Source organism: Burkholderia metallica (genome assembly GCF_902832845.1).
Classification (GTDB): Bacteria; Pseudomonadota; Gammaproteobacteria; order Burkholderiales; family Burkholderiaceae; genus Burkholderia; species Burkholderia metallica.
In genome coordinates, this window is record NZ_CADFDB010000001.1 from 865,214 (window position 1) to 881,750 (window position 16,537).

Consider the following 16,537-nt stretch of genomic DNA (forward strand, 5'->3'; position numbering starts at 1 on the left):
CGCCGCCGGCATGCATGGCCGGCGGCGGGACGTTTTTGCATCGGCCCCGCCATCGCATCGTTGGCTTACTGCGCGCGGCAATGCGCGACGACTTCGTCCACCGCGCGCTGCACGTCGCCGCGCCGGTAGCGCAGAAGCGCGCTGTCGGCCGGATCGGGCTCGTACGACACGACGTTGCCGCGCCCGGTGTAGATCGCGATGTCGGGCAGCAGCGGATGCTCCTGGTCGAGCGACGGCACCGGCTGCGGGTTCCCGGCCGCGCGGAAGAACGCCGCGAAGTAGTCGGCGAAGCTCAGGTTCTCGTCGCCGACGAGGTATGCCTTGCCCGCTTCGCCGCGCTGCAGCGCGCCCCAGATCGCTTCCGACAGCGATTGCGTCGAGATGAAGTTGCTGCCGCCGGCCGGCCCGAATACGGGCAGCCCCGCGAACTGGCCCTGCGCGTAGCCCGTATAGGCCGCGAACATCTCGTTGCGCAGCCCCGGCACCGACCCGACGACGAACGGCGCGTTGACGCTGCATACCGCGAACGACGGCGTCGCGAGCGCGCGCACGCGTTCGTCGGCGAGATGGCGCGAGCGCACGTACGGCACCGTGTCGACGAGCGCCGGCGCGACCTGCGGATAGAAACTGCCGACCAGCACCGCGCGCTTCACGCCCGCGTCTCGCGCGAGCGCGAAAAAGCGCGGCACCGCGTCGACGTTCGCGCGTTCCCAGTGCGCGGCTTCGTCGGTGCCGGGCGGCAGGTGACGGATATCGTTGCCGGCCGCGAACACCACCGCGTCGAACGGCGCGAGATCGTCGCGTGTGAAGTTGCCGGCCACGTAGTCGCGCAGCAGCACGTCGAATTGCGCGAGCGCGCTGCCCGGTGCGGGCGGCTTGCGCGCGGCGAGCGTGACGAGATTGCCCTGCGCGTGCAGGTGCAGCGCGGCGTGGCCGCCGATCAGGCCGGTGCCGCCGACGATCAGGATCTTCATGGTATCTCCGGTAAGGGCGCATTCGCGCCACATGAAATCAACGGGCGAGCGGTGGCGCTCAGAAATCGAAGCCGTTGCCCGTGACGACGGGCAGGTTGGTCCAGAAGCCGTTCGGGTCGCGATACCAGCCGGCCGCCGCGAGCGCGCCGCCGTCGACGTGCAGCGTCGTGCCGGTGACCCATGCGGCGAGCGGGCTCGCGAGGAACAGCGCGGCGCCCGCGATATCGCCGGCCGTGCCGAAGCGCCCGAGCGGAATCCAGCGCGGGATGTGTTCGCGATGCGCGGCCGCGACCATCGCGCTGACGGGCACCTGCGGCGTTTCGGTGGTTTCGGGGGCGATCTGGTTCACGCGTATGCCGGCCGGCCCGAGTTCGACGGCAAGGCTTTTCGTGAAGCCGGTCAGCGCGGCCTTGAACGACGCGTACACGGTGCAGTTCGGAATCGCGCGAAAGCCCTCGATCGACGACACGCCGACGATGCTGCCGCCCGCGCCGCGCTTGCGCAGCAACGGCAGCATCGCGCGCGTGACGATGAAGACCTGGCGCAGATTCACGTCGAACAGCCGCGCGATGTCGTCGTCGGTGCAGGCGTCGAACGGTTTCGCGATCTGCAGGAAATCGCCGACGTTGTTGACGAGCACGTCGAGGCCACCGAAACGTGCGTCGACGGTTTGCGCGAACGCATCGACGTCGTCGCGGCGCGTGACGTCCACGGTGCCGACGAGCGCATCGACGCCCGCTGCTTCGAGCGCGTGACGCACGTCCTGCGCGCGGGCCGGGTCGATCTCGGCCACGGCGACGCGCGCGCCGGCCGCGCCGAATGCTTCCGCGCACGCACGGCCGATGCCCGCGCCGCCGCCGGTGACGAGTACGGTCTTGCCGGTGAATGAAATCATCGATGAACTCCTTTGAACGGGAAAGCAGCGGGGCGCGTCACAGCGACGACACCCGTTGCGCGTGGTCGATCCGCAGCGTCGCACCGTTCACGAAACGCGATTCGTCGGATGCGAGAAGACAGGCGCTCATGCGGCGCCCGGCGCGCGGCCGGCCTTGATCGCAGCGAGCGCGGCCGCGCCGTAGATCTGCGCGATCGTGTCGTCGACGCGCGGGTTGGTACGCAGTTCGTGGCCGCCGTCGACCGCGAAGCTCTGGCCGGTCACCCAGCCCGACTCGGGGCCCGCGAGATAGCGCACCGCATGCGCGATCGCCTCCGGTTCGCCGAGCGTGCCGAGCGGGATCTGTTCGAGAAAGCTGTCGACGAGTGCAGGGTTATCGAACATCGGCGCGGTGGCCTCGGAGCGCGTGAGGCCCGGGCGCACCGCGTTCACGCGGATCTTCGCGCCGGCCAGTTCCTCGGCCGCGCCGCGCACGAGCGCTTCGAGCGCGGCCTTCGCGGTGCAGTACGCGGACAGCCAGCGGAAATTGATCTGCGCGGCCGTCGACGAGATGCAGACGATCGCGCCGCCGCCGCTGTCGGCGAGGCGCGGCGCCGCATGACGGATCGCGGTGAACGCGCTGTGCAGGTTCAGGTCGATTTCGGCGCGGAAGGTGTCGGCGTCGTGCAGCAGCAGCGGCCGGAAGCCCGCGCCCCCGACGGTCGGCACGACGATGTCGAGGCGCCGGTCGAGCGCCCACGCGCAGTCGAGCGCGGCCTGCAGGTCGCCTTCGTCGCACGCGTCGCCCGCGTGGATCGCGACGCGGCTGCCGGGCACGGTGTCGGTCAGTTGCCGCTGCGTGCGTTCGAGCGCGTCGCGGCGCCGGCCCATCAGCACGACGGCCGCGCCGTCGACAACGAGTGCCTGCGCGCAGGCCGCGCCGATGCCGCCGGCGCCGCCTGTGACGAGCGCGGTGCGGCCTTCGAGGGGAGCGGAGGGGCGCATCGGTCAGCCCTCCAGCGGCAGGTCTTGCGCCCAGTCGACGTGCAGCGTGCGCGCCGCGAAGCGCCACGTGCCGCCGTCGAACGTGCAGCGGTCGCGATAGCGCAGCCCCCAGTCGAGCTTGCGTTTCACGCCGTCGCGCACGTAGACGTGGCAGGCAACGCCGTAGGTCTCGACGTCGGCTTCGCCGCCGTCCAGCGTGACGAGCTGGTTGTGCACGTGGTGCTGGGTCGCGTCATAGCGCTCGATCACGCGCATGCCGGCGACGATCGCGTCGCGGTCGTCGAAGCGGAAGCCGGGGCCGGCTAGCGTGGCGTCGTCGGTGAAGAGCGCGGTGAGTCGCGGCCAGTCGCGCCGGTCGACGGCTTGCGCATAGCGGCACGCGAGGTCGTACAGCGCGTGGCGGGGATTGGAATCGGTCATGGGGGCTCCCGTGGAAGAACGGAACGTGTCGGCCGCGCGACGCGGGCCGACGCGGCGGCATTGCAGCGTCGACGCGCAGGTTCGCACCGGGCCGTCCGCGATTCATCATCCATACGGAGCAGGGCGAGGGTCGGGGAAAACACCGGGGCGCCCGCCGCGCATCACGTGAAGGCGCACGGATGCTGCGGTGCGGCAGCCCGCGTGCGCCCCGCGCCTGATGATCGGCACGGCAGGCCGCGACAGGCGCGTGGCGTCCCGCGTTGCTTCAACGAGCGCGACGGCTTTACTTGCCATGGTGCGATGCATCAGGCCACCCGCGCGGCGCTCAGCGTTTGCCCCTAGTCGAAACGGACGATGGCCGGCGGCCCGGTGCTGGCTACCGTGCAGTCATCCGGCGCCGCATGCGATGCGCGCCGGACACGAACCGCACCAGCGGGCAACCGGAGGGGACGACGATCATGAGACTGACGACTCGCAAACTGTGCGTATTGGCGATGGGCACGTTCGCTGCGATGGCGATGGCGCGATACGGCGCCGATCGGGTCCCGTCGCCGCCGTATGCGGCCGGCATCCTGCAATGCCGCTCGGTCGATGCGAACGGCCTGCCGGCCGGCTGCGTGCCGATCGATCCGTCGCACTTCGGTTTCGCCGCGCTGCGCGGCATGTGACGCCGGGGGGGCCGCGCGCCGCATGGTCGACCGTCGTTGCAATGCGACGGTGTACGAACGGTTTTCGCCATTGCCACGGCGTGTTCGTCGCGCGCCGGGCGGGTGGCGCTGCCGATACGGCTTCACGACGTTTCATCGCCGTTCGGCTTCGACCGCCGAAGCGACGGCGCGCGGTTTCCGAATACGCACCGTCGCACGCATACGGCGGCAGCGCGGCAACACAACGACGTCCGCGTCAGGCCGCTTGCTCTTGCAAGACCTAAGCCCTCGCCACATCCGCCGCTTCCCACTCATTTCCTACACGCTGATCCATTCCTCATGTCATCCGACCATTCCCCGACTCACCCCCTGAATACCCGCGACGTGCATCGCTGGGATGCCGAACACGATGTCGTGATCGTCGGCTTCGGCGCGGCCGGCGCGTGCGCGGCGATCGAAGCGGCGAGCGCCGGCGCCGATACGCTGATCGTCGAGCGCGCGTCGAGCTACGGCGGCACGAGCGCACTGTCGGGCGGCGAGATCTACCTCGGCGGCAGCGGCGGCACGCCCGCGCAGCGGCAGGCCGGCTTCACCGACGACACCGAGGATCTGTACCGCTATCTGATGCTGGCCGGCGGCCGCGATGCCGACGAAGCGAAGGTGCGCCTCTACGCGAACGAAAGCCTCGCGCACCACGACTGGCTCGTCGCGCAGGGCCTCACGTACAAGAACACGTTCATCGCCGAGCGGATCGTCGAACCGGAAACCGACGATTGCCTGATCTGGTCGGGCAGCGAGGAAGCGTGGCCGTTCAGCGACGCGGCGAAACCGTGCCCGCGCGGGCATACGCCGCAATGGCCGGGTTGGGGCGGCGGACAGATGCTGATGCGCGTGCTGGCCGATCGCGTGGCGGCGCTCGGCGTGGCGACGCGCTACGACACGCGCGCGCTCGCACTGATCGTCGACGACGACGGTGCGGTGCGCGGCGTCGTGCTGCGCGCGTATGGCGAGACGGCGTTCGTGCGGGCGCGCCGGGCGGTGATCCTGTGCGCCGGCGGCTTCGCGATGAACCGCGACATGGTGCGTCGGCATGCGCCGCAATTCCTGCGCTCGGACGAACCGATCGGCAGCCCCGGCGACGACGGCTCGGGCATCCTGCTCGGCCAGAGCGCGGGCGGCGCGGCGATCCACATGGATCAGGGCTTCGTCAGCCTGCCGTTCTATGCACCGGAATCGTTGATCAAGGGCATCTTCGTGAACGCGCGCGGGCAGCGCTTCATCAACGAGGACGGCTATCACGGCCGCACCGGCCATCACGCGTTCCATCAGCCCGACGATCGCATCTACCTGCTCGTCGACCACGCGACCTACCAGGAGCCGCCTGCGATCGCGCGAATCGGCATCGCGGCGGCCGGCGACACGTGGGAGGAAGTCGAACGCGACCTGGGCATGCCGGCCGGCACGCTCACCGCGACCGTCGACGTCTACAACCGCCACGCGGCCGAAGGCGTCGATCCGCTGTTCCACAAGGCGAAGAAATGGCTGCAGCCGCTGATCGAGCCGCCGTTCGTCGCGCTCGACTGCCGGATCGACTACGCGTTCTATCCGCACTTCACGCTCGGCGGGCTCGACACGCTGCCGACCGGGCAGGTGGTCGATGCGCGGCGCGCACCGGTGCCGGGGCTCTATGCCGCCGGCCGCACGACCTGCGGGTTGCCGCGCTGGGGCGCGGGATACAGCTCGGGGCTGTCGCTCGCCGATGCGACGTTCTTCGGCCGGCAGGCCGGCCGTCATGCCGCGCAGACGGGGTGCGGCGCGCTGCGCGACGCCGCGTAGCGTTGGCCGGCTGGAAACGAACGACGCCCCGGGCAACGGCATGCACCGGGGCGTCGTCGTTTCAGGCGGCCGGCGGCGGGTCAGCCGGGCGGCCCGCCGTCAGCCGAGGTCGAGCGCATTCGTCAGATCGCCCGGCGGCGTCGCGCCGCGCGCGGCGAACGCGTTGTCGCGCCGGACCACGCCGTCGAGCGGCGCGAGTCCGTGCACGCGGCTGATGAAGCGCAGGATCGAGTTCGTGTCGTACAGCGTGTGATCGACGAAACCCTTTTTCGCGAACGGCGAGATGATCAGCGCCGGAATCCGCGAGCCCGGCCCCCAGCGGTCGCCCTCCGGCGGCGCGACGTGGTCCCACCAGCCGCCGTTTTCGTCGTGCGTCATCACGATCACGGTGTTCTCCCACTGCGGCCCGCGCCGGATATGGTCGATCACGGTCGCGATGTGACGGTCGCCCGATTCGATGTCCGCGTAGCCCGCGTGCATGTTCAGGTTGCCCTGCGGCTTGTAGAACGCGACGGCCGGCAGGCGGCCCGCGTCGATGTCGGCGATGAAGCGGTTGGTCGACGGATCGTCGCCGAGCCCCGCGTCGCGCAGATGCTTGCTGCGCGCCTCGGTGCCGGGCGCGTAGTTCACGAAGTAGTTGAACGGCTGGTGGTGATACTGGAAATCGGGCACGGTGCCCGTGTCGCGATGCTCGAGCGCGTATTGCCACGCGCCGCTGTACCACGCCCAGTCGACGTGCTTCTCCGACAGGCGGTCGCCGATCGTCGCGTAGCCCTGCGGCGGCATCACGCGATGGTCGGCCGGGTCCGCGTACGCGGCGTTGCCCGGATCGGGCGGCGGCACGTAGCTCGGCTGATACGGCGGCGCCATCGTGTTCACGCCGTAGCCGTCCGGCGTCAGCGGGCCGTCGGCCGCGAACTTCGGCGGACCGTCGAGCGCGGACGCCGGCGAATCCTTCGCGAGCTTCAGGCGCGTGCCGGCCGGATCGTCGCCTTCGACCTGCGACAGCAGTTTCGCCGCATGCGGATGCTTGTGGGCGTCCGGATACAGCGGCGGCTGCGCGGAGATGAGGAACATGTGGTTCATCCACGAGCCGCCGAAGGCCGCCATGAAGAAGTTGTCGCACAGCGTGTATTGCCGCGCGAGATTCCACAGTCGCAGCGTGTCGGCCGAATTGCGGTAGTGGCCCATCACGAGGCCGCCCGAATCGGCCCATGCGGCGAACTGGTTGTTGCGGCCGGCCGCGATCTGCATCTGGTTCTGGTAGAAGCGGTGCCACAGGTCGCGCGTGATCACGCCGTTCGGCAGCGGCTGGCCCTGCGCGTCGGCGATCCGGAACGGTGCGTTCGGCAGCTTGTCGATGTCGCGCTCGGCGATCGCGTAGCGCTTGCCGCCCACTTCCTGCGCCTGCGGCACGAGCCCGCCCCAGATCTTCGGCAGCACGGGCAGCGGCGTCTTGCCGTCGCGATCGAGCTGTTGCGCGTGTTCGGGCCGGACCTCGCCGAGCGGATGCTGCACGCCGGGGAAATCGCCGTACAGGTTCGAGAAGCTGCGGTTTTCCGCATAGATCACGACGATGTGCCGCACCCGCTCGCGCAACGCTGCGTCGATGCGCAGGTCGGCGGCCGAACGCGGCGCATGGCCGGCAGTGGTTTCGCAGCCGCCGAGCGCGACGCCCGCACCGAGCGCGGCGAGGCCGCCGAGTACGCGGCGGCGGTCGGGATCGGCGGGCAGGTCGTCGGGGCGATCGGGGGTGTCGGTCACGTCGTGGGGCTCCTCGAATGGGCGGGTGGGCGGCGTCGCTCGGGCTGCCGCGATGCGTGATGCAATGCATGACGCAATGCAACGCCTGGGGGCCGCGCGGCAGGCGCGTGATTTCTTTGTCACACAAATGTCACGAGCGCGACTATAACGCGCCGGGCGCCGCGAGTGAAAGCCGTTTGTCGGACGAATCGCCGCGCGCGGCGGGCGGTGCGCGACGCCCTTGCGCGAACTAGACTGAATTCAGGGGCGGCGCGTCGCGGCGTGCCGCCCGGGCGACGATCGCCCCGCGGCGCCGGCCGACGGCGTCGCCGCGGCATCGTCGACACGACGAGCGACACCACACAGCGAGGCGACGATGGCAACGATGCGTGCCGTTTTCGCATGGCCGCCGGGGCCGCGCGCCGGTTGCGCGTGCGCGCCCGCGTGAGCGCACGCCGCGCAGCGCATCCGTCCGGCCCGATGCCATGGACAGGAAATTCGACTACCCGGGATTGCTGATCGCGGCGGGCTTCTTCGTGCTGTTCGCCGCGCAGTTGCTGATGCTGCGCCCGTCGTCGGCGTCGATCGCGTACAGCGATTTCCACCGGCTCGTCGCCGCGCGGCTCGTCGACGATCTCGAGATCGCCCCCGCGACGATCTCCGGCACGCTGAAGATGCCGCAGGCCGGCACGATGCTGCCGGCGTCCGAAGCCGCGGCGGTGCAGCAGGGCGGTGCGCCGTGGCACTTCACGACCAATCGCGTGAGCGACGACCATCTCACCGACACGCTGACCGCCGCCGGCATCCGCTATCACGGCGCACCCGATACGAGCTGGGTCGCGTCGCTGGCATCGTGGCTGCTGCCGCTCGTGCTGTTCGTGTTCATCTGGAACATGATGCTGCGCAAGCGCGGCGGGCTGCAGGATTTCACCGGGATGGGCAAGAGCCGCGCGCGCGTGTACGTGCAGCAGGAAACCGGCATCACGTTCGACGACATCGCGGGCATCGACGAAGCGAAGGCCGAGCTGCAGCAGCTCGTCGCATTCCTGCGCAACCCCGACCGCTACCAGCGGCTCGGCGGCAAGATCCCGAAGGGCGTGCTCGTGGTCGGCGCGCCGGGCACCGGCAAGACGCTGCTCGCGCGTGCGGTGGCCGGCGAGGCGGCCGTGCCGTTCTTCTCGATCAGCGGCTCGGCGTTCGTCGAGATGTTCGTCGGTGTGGGCGCGGCGCGCGTGCGCGACCTGTTCGAGCAGGCGCAGCAGAAGGCGCCGTGCATCGTGTTCGTCGACGAACTCGACGCGCTCGGCAAGGTGCGCGGCGTCGGCCCGATGTCGGGCAACGACGAACGCGAGCAGACGCTCAACCAGTTGCTCGTCGAGATGGACGGCTTCCAGGCCGGCTCCGGCGTGATCATCATGGCCGCGACGAACCGGCCGGAGATACTCGATCCCGCACTGCTGCGCCCGGGCCGCTTCGATCGCCACATCGCGATCGACCGGCCCGACGTGAACGGCCGCAGGCAGATCCTCGGCGTGCACGTGAAGCGCGTGAAGCTCGCGGCCGACGTCGATCTCGGCGAGCTCGCGTCGCGCACGCCGGGCTTCGTCGGCGCGGATCTCGCGAACGTCGTCAACGAGGCCGCGCTGCATGCGGCCGAACTCGGCAAGCCGGCGATCGGCATGGCCGATTTCGACGAGGCGATCGACCGCGCGCTGACGGGCCTCGAGCGCAAGAGCCGCGTCATGAACGCACAGGAGAAGCTGACCATCGCGTATCACGAAGCGGGCCACGCGCTCGTCGCCGAAAGCCGTAAGCATTGCGACCCGGTGAAGAAGGTGTCGATCATTCCGCGCGGCGTGGCTGCGCTCGGCTATACGCAGCAGGTGCCGACCGAGGATCGCTACGTGCTGCGCAGGAGCGAGCTGCTCGACCGGATCGATGCGCTGCTCGGCGGGCGCGTGGCCGAAGAGCTGGTGTTCGGCGACGTGTCGACGGGCGCGCAGAACGATCTCGAACGCGCGACGGCGATGGCGCGCCACATGGTCATGCAGTACGGGATGAGCGAGAAGATCGGGCTCGCGACGTTCGACGACGGCGATGCGCACGCGGGCCTGCCCGGCGCATGGCATGCGGGCGACAGGCGCTGCAGCGAACACACCGCGCGGATGATCGACGACGAAGTGCACACCCTGCTCGCCAATGCGCACGCGCGGGTCGCGGCGACGCTCGGCGAACGCCGCGATGCGCTCGAACGGATCGCGCGCCGGCTGCTGCAATGCGAGGTGCTCGAACGCGACGCGCTGCAGGCGCTGATCGACGGGCGTGTCGAAGCGCAGCCGGCAACGGTGCCGGACGACGCAGCCGGTGCACGCGGCGGCGCGATCGAAAAGGAGCAGGGGCGGGCGGCCGCGCGCGATTTCGTCGCGTACGGGCCGCCGCGCGAACCCGATCGTTGAAGAGGCGGTTCAACCCGCGAGCGGCACGCGAAGATGCGACGACGCACGCGTGAGCGTGCGTCAGGTGGGTCAGGATTCGGCCGCGGCCGCGACTTCGGCCGCTTCGGTGAGCGCGTCGAGAAAGCGCGTGCGCCACCAGTGCACGTCGGTCTTGCGTACGATCGCCATCAGCGCCGCGTGACGCTGGCGGCGTTCTTTGAGCGGCATCGCGAGCGCGCGCTGGATCGCCTGCGCGGTGCCTTGCGTGTCGTACGGATTGACGAGCAGCGCCGGCTTCAACTGCTCGGCCGCACCGGCGAAACGCGACAGCACGAGCACGCCCGGATCGGCGGCGTCCTGCGCGGCGAGAAATTCCTTCGCGACGAGGTTCATCCCGTCGCGCAGCGGCGTGACGAGCGCGACGCGGCTTGCGCGATAGAGGCCCGGCAGGCGCTTGCGCGCGACGGTGCGGTGGATGTAGCGCATCGGCATCCATTCGAGTTCGCCGTAGTCGCCGTTGATCGCGCCGCACAGGCTGTCCATCTCGCGTCGCAGGTCGTCGTACGCGCCGAGATCCTCGCGGCTCGGCGCGGCGATCTGGATCAGCGTCGCGCGGTTGCGGTTTTCCGGGTATTGCTCGAGCAGCTGGCGGAATGCGTGCACGCGCTGCGGCAGCCCCTTCGTGTAGTCGAGGCGGTCGACGCCGACCAGCAACTGCCGGCGCGAATATTCGTCGCGCATCCGCTCGAACATGTCGAGGCCGTCGCGATCGCGCGCGAGCGATTCGAACTCGTCGACGTTGATGCCGATCGGAAACGCGCCGGCCGACAGCGTGCGGCCGAACGCGCGCATGCGGCCGTCGGGCAGCCGCGCGGCGCCGGCTTCCGCTTCGACATAATGCTCGAAGTGGAGCAGATCCGATTCGGTCTGGAAGCCGACGAGGTCGTACGCGAACAGCGAGCGCATCAGCCATTCGTGTTCCGGGATCGCGGCCATGATCGGCGGCGGCGGCATCGGGATGTGCAGGAAGAAGCCGATCGGATTCGTGCAGCCCATCGCGCGCAATTCGGCGGCGAGCGGAATCAACTGGTAGTCGTGAACCCAGATCGTGTCGTCGGGCCGCAGCAGCGTGCGCAGCTTGCGCGCGAACAGCTGGTTCACGCGCCGGTAGCCGTCGGCGAAGCGGCGGTCGAACTGCGCGAGATCGAGCCGGTAGTGAAACACCGGCCACAGTACGTTGTTCGAATAGCCGAGGTAGTACGCGTCGTAATCCTGCGGATCGAGATCGATCGTCGCGAGCTGGATGCCGCCGACGTTCTGGATCTGCACGTCGTCGCCGTGCGCGGGCTGATCGTCGCCGCCGCGTAGCCTGCCGCTCCAGCCGAACCAGACGCCGCCGGATTCCTGCAGGCTGTCTTTCACGGCGACGGCGAGCCCGCCGGCCGCGGCTTTACGGGGATCTGCAATGCGATTGGATACGACGACGAGGCGGCTCACCAGCTCTCCTTACGATCGTTGAGGGAATGTTTCGTGCGGCCGTGGCGCGAGAAGCGGACGCCGCCATCGCAGCGCCGTGCGCGAAGCGATGAGGCCGCAATGCGTTCGGACGGGAGTCAGGGCACGCGATTCGCCGTCCGAGCGGGGTGTGCTTTTAAAGCATACTCGTCATTCGGTCGTTTTAAAAGTGTGCGTAGATGCGCAATGCGCGTGCGAATGGGCGGCGATACGCCGTGTCGCCGGGGAGACGGCGCGCGATGCAGGAGCGGGATCGAATCTTGCGCAGCGCTGCGAATGCAGCGTGCGCGAGGCGCCGCGCCGGCGGCCGCATGGCGTGCGAGCGAGCGTTCGTGGCGATGCGTATGGGCTGACACTCACACGATGTTGCGTCGGCCGCCTGTCGTCGTTGGCCACCGATTCCGATGCAGTGGCGCCGACGAACGCGCTACACGCACGCGAGCCGCAAACGCGCGATGCGAACCGGCGAAGCGCGACGTCGTGCATGTGAACGGGTCGCGCCGGACAACGATGCCCGGCCGCACCGTGTCCCGCGCGCAGTCGCACCGCGCGCCGTGCGCGCAAGCGTGACTCAGGCGCCCCGGTAAAACGCGTGCGCAGGATCGTCGTCGCGTCGCGACACCCGTTACACGGCGGCCGGTTGCCAGCGCGGCGCGGCGGGTTCCTGCGCGTGCAGGCCAGGCGACGTTGCCTGCGAACCGGACGGCATCCGGAACGCGGCGACCGTTTCGGACAGCTCCCGGCCTTGCGCTTCGAGCGACTTCGACGCGGCCGCGGCCTGCTCGACGAGCGCCGCGTTCTGCTGCGTGGTCTCGTCCATCTGCGTGATCGTCAGGTTCACCTGGTCGATGCCGCGGCTTTGCTCCGCCGATGCGGCCGCGATCTCGCCCATGATGTCCGTCACGCGCGCGACGGCCTGCGTGACGTCCGACATCGTCTTGCCGGCTTCGCCGGCGAGCGCCGAGCCGTCGCGGATCGTCTGCACCGAGGCGGAAATCAGTTCCTTGATTTCCTTCGCCGCCGTCGACGAGCGCTGCGCGAGACTGCGCACTTCGCTCGCGACCACCGCGAAACCGCGGCCCTGTTCGCCCGCGCGCGCCGCTTCGACGGCCGCATTCAGCGCGAGGATGTTGGTCTGGAATGCGATGCCTTCGATGATGCCGGTGATGTCGGCGATCTTCGACGAGCTGTGGCCGATCTCCGTCATCGTGTCGACCACGCGGCCGACCACCGAGCTGCCGCGATGCGCGACGTCCGATGCGTTCGCGGCGAGCGTGCTCGCCTGTTGCGCGTTCTCCGCGTTCAGCCGCACCGTCGACGTGAATTCCTCCATCGTCGCGGCGGTTTCCTGCAGCGACGCGGCCTGTTCCTCGGTGCGCTGGCTCAGGTCGAGGTTGCCCGATGCGATCTCGCTCACCGCATGCGCGATGCTGTTCGACGAATCGCGCACGCGGCCGACGATGCCGATCAAGCGCTCGTTCATCGTCCGCAGCGCATCGAGCAGATCGCGCGTCTCGTCGTTGCCGCTCACGTGGATGTGGCTGCCGAGATCGCCGTTCGCGACCGTGCGCGCGACGTCCACGGCCGTGCCGATCGGCACGGTGATCTTGCGCGTCAGCCACAGGCCGCCGCATCCCGCGACCACGATCGCGATCAGGCAGATGCCGGCCAGCAGGTTGCGCTCTATCTCGTAGCGGTCCGCGAACTGCTGCGCGATCGCGCGTTCGCGTTCGTGCGTATAGGTCGCGTAGGCGTCGGTCGCGCGCACCAGTTGCGCGAGCAACGGGCGGCAGTTGTCGTCGATGTCGGCGGCCGCCTCGTCTTTCTTGCCGGCCTGCGCGAGCCCGACGATGCGCAGCGCGACGGGCCCGTAGCGGGTTTCGATGCGCACGATGTCGGCCACGAGTTCGCGTGCGCGATCGGAGGTGTCGGTCGCGTTCGCCATCATGTCCTTGAGTTTCGCGAGGTGGTCCTGCACGTCCTTGTGCGCCTGGTTCACCTCGGCCAGTTCGAGCTCGACATCGGACGGCTTGGTCACGAGCACGAGGTTGCGCGCAGCGATCGCGCGCCGGTCGACCGCGGTGCGGATCTGCGCGGACAGCGTCGCGCGCGCATTGATGCCGTTCATGTAGCCGGAGAATTCGGTGTTCGTATCGGATAGCGCCTTGAGTGCCATGCCCGACACGATCACGACGATCGCGGCAAGCAGGCCGAAGCCGCCAAGGAGTTTTGTTTTGATGCTCATTCTGGCGATTTTCACAGTGTGCCTCTGTGCGTGTGGTTGGCGAATCGAGTTTATTGTTCGAACCGATACAGGCTCGTGCCGGAATTAACGGGTATATCGGATCAATCTTTACCCATTGAAAACCCTGATATTAGTTTTTTTAGCGATGGAAGCCTTGCCGGACGGACGTTCTTGATTTAGATCAAAAATCGCCGCAGCGCCCGTGATTCAAAGGTTTATATGTGGAATTGGGAACCTCTTTTCATGGGTGAAACAGAAGCAATGCTTTTGCTAATAATCGTATGATGAATCTGTTTCGATTTACGGATGAATAACCGGATTATTTTGAGAATTGAGAGGAAGGGGAGTCGGGACGCAGGTTTGGCCTGCACCGCGCGATTGGCGGGATAGACCGATAAATACGGATTCGCGGCGCAGGGGGCGCCGGAAAGCGGCCCGCGGCGGGCGCCGCGGGCCGTGGGAGGGTCAGAACGTGGTGCGCAATCCGGCCATCACGCTGCGGCCGCCTTGTGGCGCGAAGCCGCGCACGACCGACGTCGCATAGCGGATGTCCTGGTTCGTCAGGTTGTCGCCGCGCAGGTACGTGAGCCAGTGCGTCGCGCCGACGCGGAACTTGTAGGTCAGCATCACGCCGAGCGACGTGTAGCCGTCCGTCGAGAAGTCGTTGTCGGGCACGCGATGCTGCGACCACGCATGCGTGACCTGCGCGCGTGCGCCGAACGGGCCGTAGCCGTAGTCGGCCGCGAGCGTCGCACGCAGCGGCGCGATGCGCGGCAGCGGCTGGCCCGTGTCGACGTTGCGCGCGTGCGTGTAGTCGGCCGTCAGTTCCAGGTCGACCGTATGGCCGCGCCGCGCGAACGCGCGCCACTTGCCGTCCAGCTCGATGCCGTAGAACTCGGCGCGCACGCCGCGATAGATCGCCTCGTTGAGCGCACCGTCGGTGCCGGGCGCGACCGGTTCGTCGTCGCCGTCCACCACGCGGCCCGTGTTGTATTCGGTCAGGTAGTTCGAGAAGCGGTTGTAGAACACGCCGACGCTGCCGCGATTCGGGCCGCTCGCATAGCGCAGCGACAGGTCGGTCGACACCGCCTTTTCCTTCGACGCGTTCGGGTTGCCGATCAGGAACTGGCCGGTCGCATCGTGCGGGCCGTTCGAATACAGCTCGTAGAAGGTCGGCGCGCGTTCGGTGTACGCGACGTTGGCCGCCACCGACCACACCGGGGTGAGCGAGAACAGCGCGCCGGCCGACAGGCTGCCCGCATTGAATTCCCGCGGCTGCGCGCCCGCGAATTTCTCGACGCCGGCCGGATCGGGATCGACCTTCACGTGCTCGAAACGGCCGCCGACGCTCAGCTTGAGCGCCGGGACGACCTGCCATTCCTCGAGGCCGAACAGCGCGACGCTGTTCGTGCGCGTGGACGGCACGAGCATCTCGTCGCCCAGCGCGGAGAACGTGTTCTGCCCGAACTGCACGCCGATCGCGCCTTCGAACGGGCCGATCTTGCGATGCGTCGCCTCGATGCGCGCCTCGTAGCCGCGATTGCGGAAGGTGGTCGCGGTTTCGCCGTTGTCGACTTCCTTGTGGCGGTAGTCGGTGTACGCGAAATCGAACTTCAGCTTCGTGAACGGCCCGCTCAGGTTGCGCACCTCGGACGCGAGCGCGAGACGTTCCTGGCGCATCCGCAGCCGCACGTCGCTTTCCGCGACGGAACCGTAGTTCGATTCGTAGCCGCTGTAGGACAGTCCCGCGAAGCCGTCCGCCCACGTGTACGACGCGCCGACCGCGCCGCCGTGCACACGGCCGTCGCTGTTCGGCACGTTGCCTTCCGGCTGCGGCGTGTCGGGGCCGTCGATCGCGCGCTGCGCGCTGCTGCGCGCATAGCCGGGGATGCGCAGCTTGCTCGTTTCGTGGTCGAACGCGTCGACGTGGAACGCGAAGCGGCCGTTGCCGCCTTCGACCTGCGCGGCGCCCGCGCGCATCGAGTTCGCGCCGCCGTAGCGCGCGTCGAGCGCACCCGTCACGCCCTGGATCGCTTCGCGCGGAATCCGGTTGTCGATCGTGTTGACGACGCCGCCCACCGCGTTGCCGCCATACAGCAGCGCGGCCGGCCCGCGCACGATCTCGACGCGCTCGATCGACAGCGGGTCCTGCGGCACCGCATGGTCGTACGACAGCGACGATGCATCGTAGGCCGCGACGCCGTTCTGCAGCAGCCGGATCCGGTCGCCGTCCATCCCGCGGATGATCGGGCGGCCGACCATCGGCCCGTAGGTAGTGGTGGATACGCCGGGCAGCCCGTTGAGCGTTTCGCCGAGCGAATCGGCCTGGCGGCGCGTCAGCGCATCGCCGGAAAGCTGGACGGTCGGCGCGATCAGTTCGCCGTCGCCGAGCGGGTTCGCGGTCACGAAGATCGGCGCGAGCGCGGTGGTCGGCGGCGTGCCGGAGGCGGCTGGCGCATCGGTCTGCGCGTGCGCGACGGCGGCGAACAGCATCAGCGAAAGGGACGAGAGCGGGCGTAGCGGTAGACGAGGGAGGTCGCGCATGGTTGGTGAATCGGTTGGAATCGGATCGGATAACGAGCGATGCGGGTCACGGCTGGATACGATATATTGTTGCGTCTGCGACGCGCAGTGACCCGTTGGACCTCGCTCGGCGAGGCTCGACTACCCGAGGTTGAACGGCGTCAGGCGGGCGAGCACCCGGCATGATATGTTATATCATTGCAAATTCCAAGCAGCTGGCGGGATTCTGTCAGGTTTCCGTCGGATGGGTGAAATGGCGGCGGCCATCGCCGTGCATCGTCCCGCGTGTTGATACGTATCAACGTCGTTCGATTCCGAAT

The 16,537-nt window shown here is 68.8% G+C and carries 11 protein-coding genes; 3 read left to right on the forward strand and 8 right to left on the reverse strand.

Translation table 11 applies throughout. The features are described 5' to 3' along the window. Positions 1-65 precede the first annotated feature (65 nt). From HWX08_RS03825 to HWX08_RS03840, 4 genes are all read right to left on the reverse strand, one after another. Positions 66-974 (reverse strand): NAD-dependent epimerase/dehydratase family protein, encoded by a 909-nt coding sequence (locus tag HWX08_RS03825; protein WP_069260015.1) that lies wholly within the window; start codon positions 972-974, stop codon positions 66-68. Positions 975-1,032: 58 nt separating this feature from the next. Further along, entirely contained in the window at positions 1,033-1,869 is an 837-nt protein-coding gene (locus HWX08_RS03830) for an SDR family NAD(P)-dependent oxidoreductase (protein ID WP_174919384.1), read from the reverse strand. 126 nt (positions 1,870-1,995) lie between these two features. Continuing rightward, a complete protein-coding gene (locus tag HWX08_RS03835) occupies positions 1,996-2,853 on the reverse strand; it encodes an SDR family NAD(P)-dependent oxidoreductase (protein WP_174919385.1) in 858 nt (285 codons plus the stop codon). A 3-nt stretch (positions 2,854-2,856) separates the two neighbouring features. Continuing rightward, positions 2,857-3,273: a nuclear transport factor 2 family protein gene (locus HWX08_RS03840; protein ID WP_069260012.1), complete on the reverse strand. Its 417-nt coding sequence runs from the start codon at positions 3,271-3,273 to the stop codon at positions 2,857-2,859. A gap of 458 nt (positions 3,274-3,731) precedes the next feature. Here HWX08_RS03840 and HWX08_RS03845 point away from each other — a divergent pair, with 458 nt between their 5' ends. Continuing rightward, complete coding sequence (locus HWX08_RS03845) at positions 3,732-3,941, forward strand: hypothetical protein (RefSeq protein WP_069261146.1); 210 nt, start codon at positions 3,732-3,734, stop codon at positions 3,939-3,941. A 318-nt stretch (positions 3,942-4,259) separates the two neighbouring features. Then, positions 4,260-5,756 (forward strand): FAD-dependent oxidoreductase, encoded by a 1,497-nt coding sequence (locus HWX08_RS03850; RefSeq protein ID WP_174919386.1) that lies wholly within the window; start codon positions 4,260-4,262, stop codon positions 5,754-5,756. A gap of 99 nt (positions 5,757-5,855) precedes the next feature. On the opposite strand, the gene HWX08_RS03855 is transcribed toward HWX08_RS03850, so the two are convergent. Then, positions 5,856-7,520 carry an acid phosphatase gene (locus HWX08_RS03855; protein ID WP_174919387.1) on the reverse strand — a complete coding sequence of 555 codons (1,665 nt, stop codon included), beginning with the start codon at positions 7,518-7,520 and terminating at the stop codon, positions 5,856-5,858. 464 nt (positions 7,521-7,984) lie between these two features. Between HWX08_RS03855 and ftsH the strand changes: the two genes are divergently transcribed. Further along, a complete protein-coding gene (gene ftsH / locus HWX08_RS03860; RefSeq protein ID WP_174919388.1) occupies positions 7,985-9,955 on the forward strand; it encodes an ATP-dependent zinc metalloprotease FtsH in 1,971 nt (656 codons plus the stop codon). Positions 9,956-10,024: 69 nt separating this feature from the next. Here the strand turns inward: ftsH and otsA are convergent, their stop codons facing one another. The 3 genes from otsA to HWX08_RS03875 form a co-directional block, all read right to left on the reverse strand. Continuing rightward, complete coding sequence (otsA, locus tag HWX08_RS03865) at positions 10,025-11,431, reverse strand: alpha,alpha-trehalose-phosphate synthase (UDP-forming) (RefSeq protein ID WP_174919389.1); 1,407 nt, start codon at positions 11,429-11,431, stop codon at positions 10,025-10,027. A gap of 643 nt (positions 11,432-12,074) precedes the next feature. Next, entirely contained in the window at positions 12,075-13,694 is a 1,620-nt protein-coding gene (locus HWX08_RS03870) for a methyl-accepting chemotaxis protein (protein WP_174919390.1), read from the reverse strand. A 465-nt stretch (positions 13,695-14,159) separates the two neighbouring features. After that, on the reverse strand, positions 14,160-16,238 hold the full coding sequence (locus tag HWX08_RS03875) for a TonB-dependent receptor (protein ID WP_236858336.1): 2,079 nt from the start codon (positions 16,236-16,238) through the stop codon (positions 14,160-14,162). Positions 16,239-16,537: the final 299 nt, after the last annotated feature.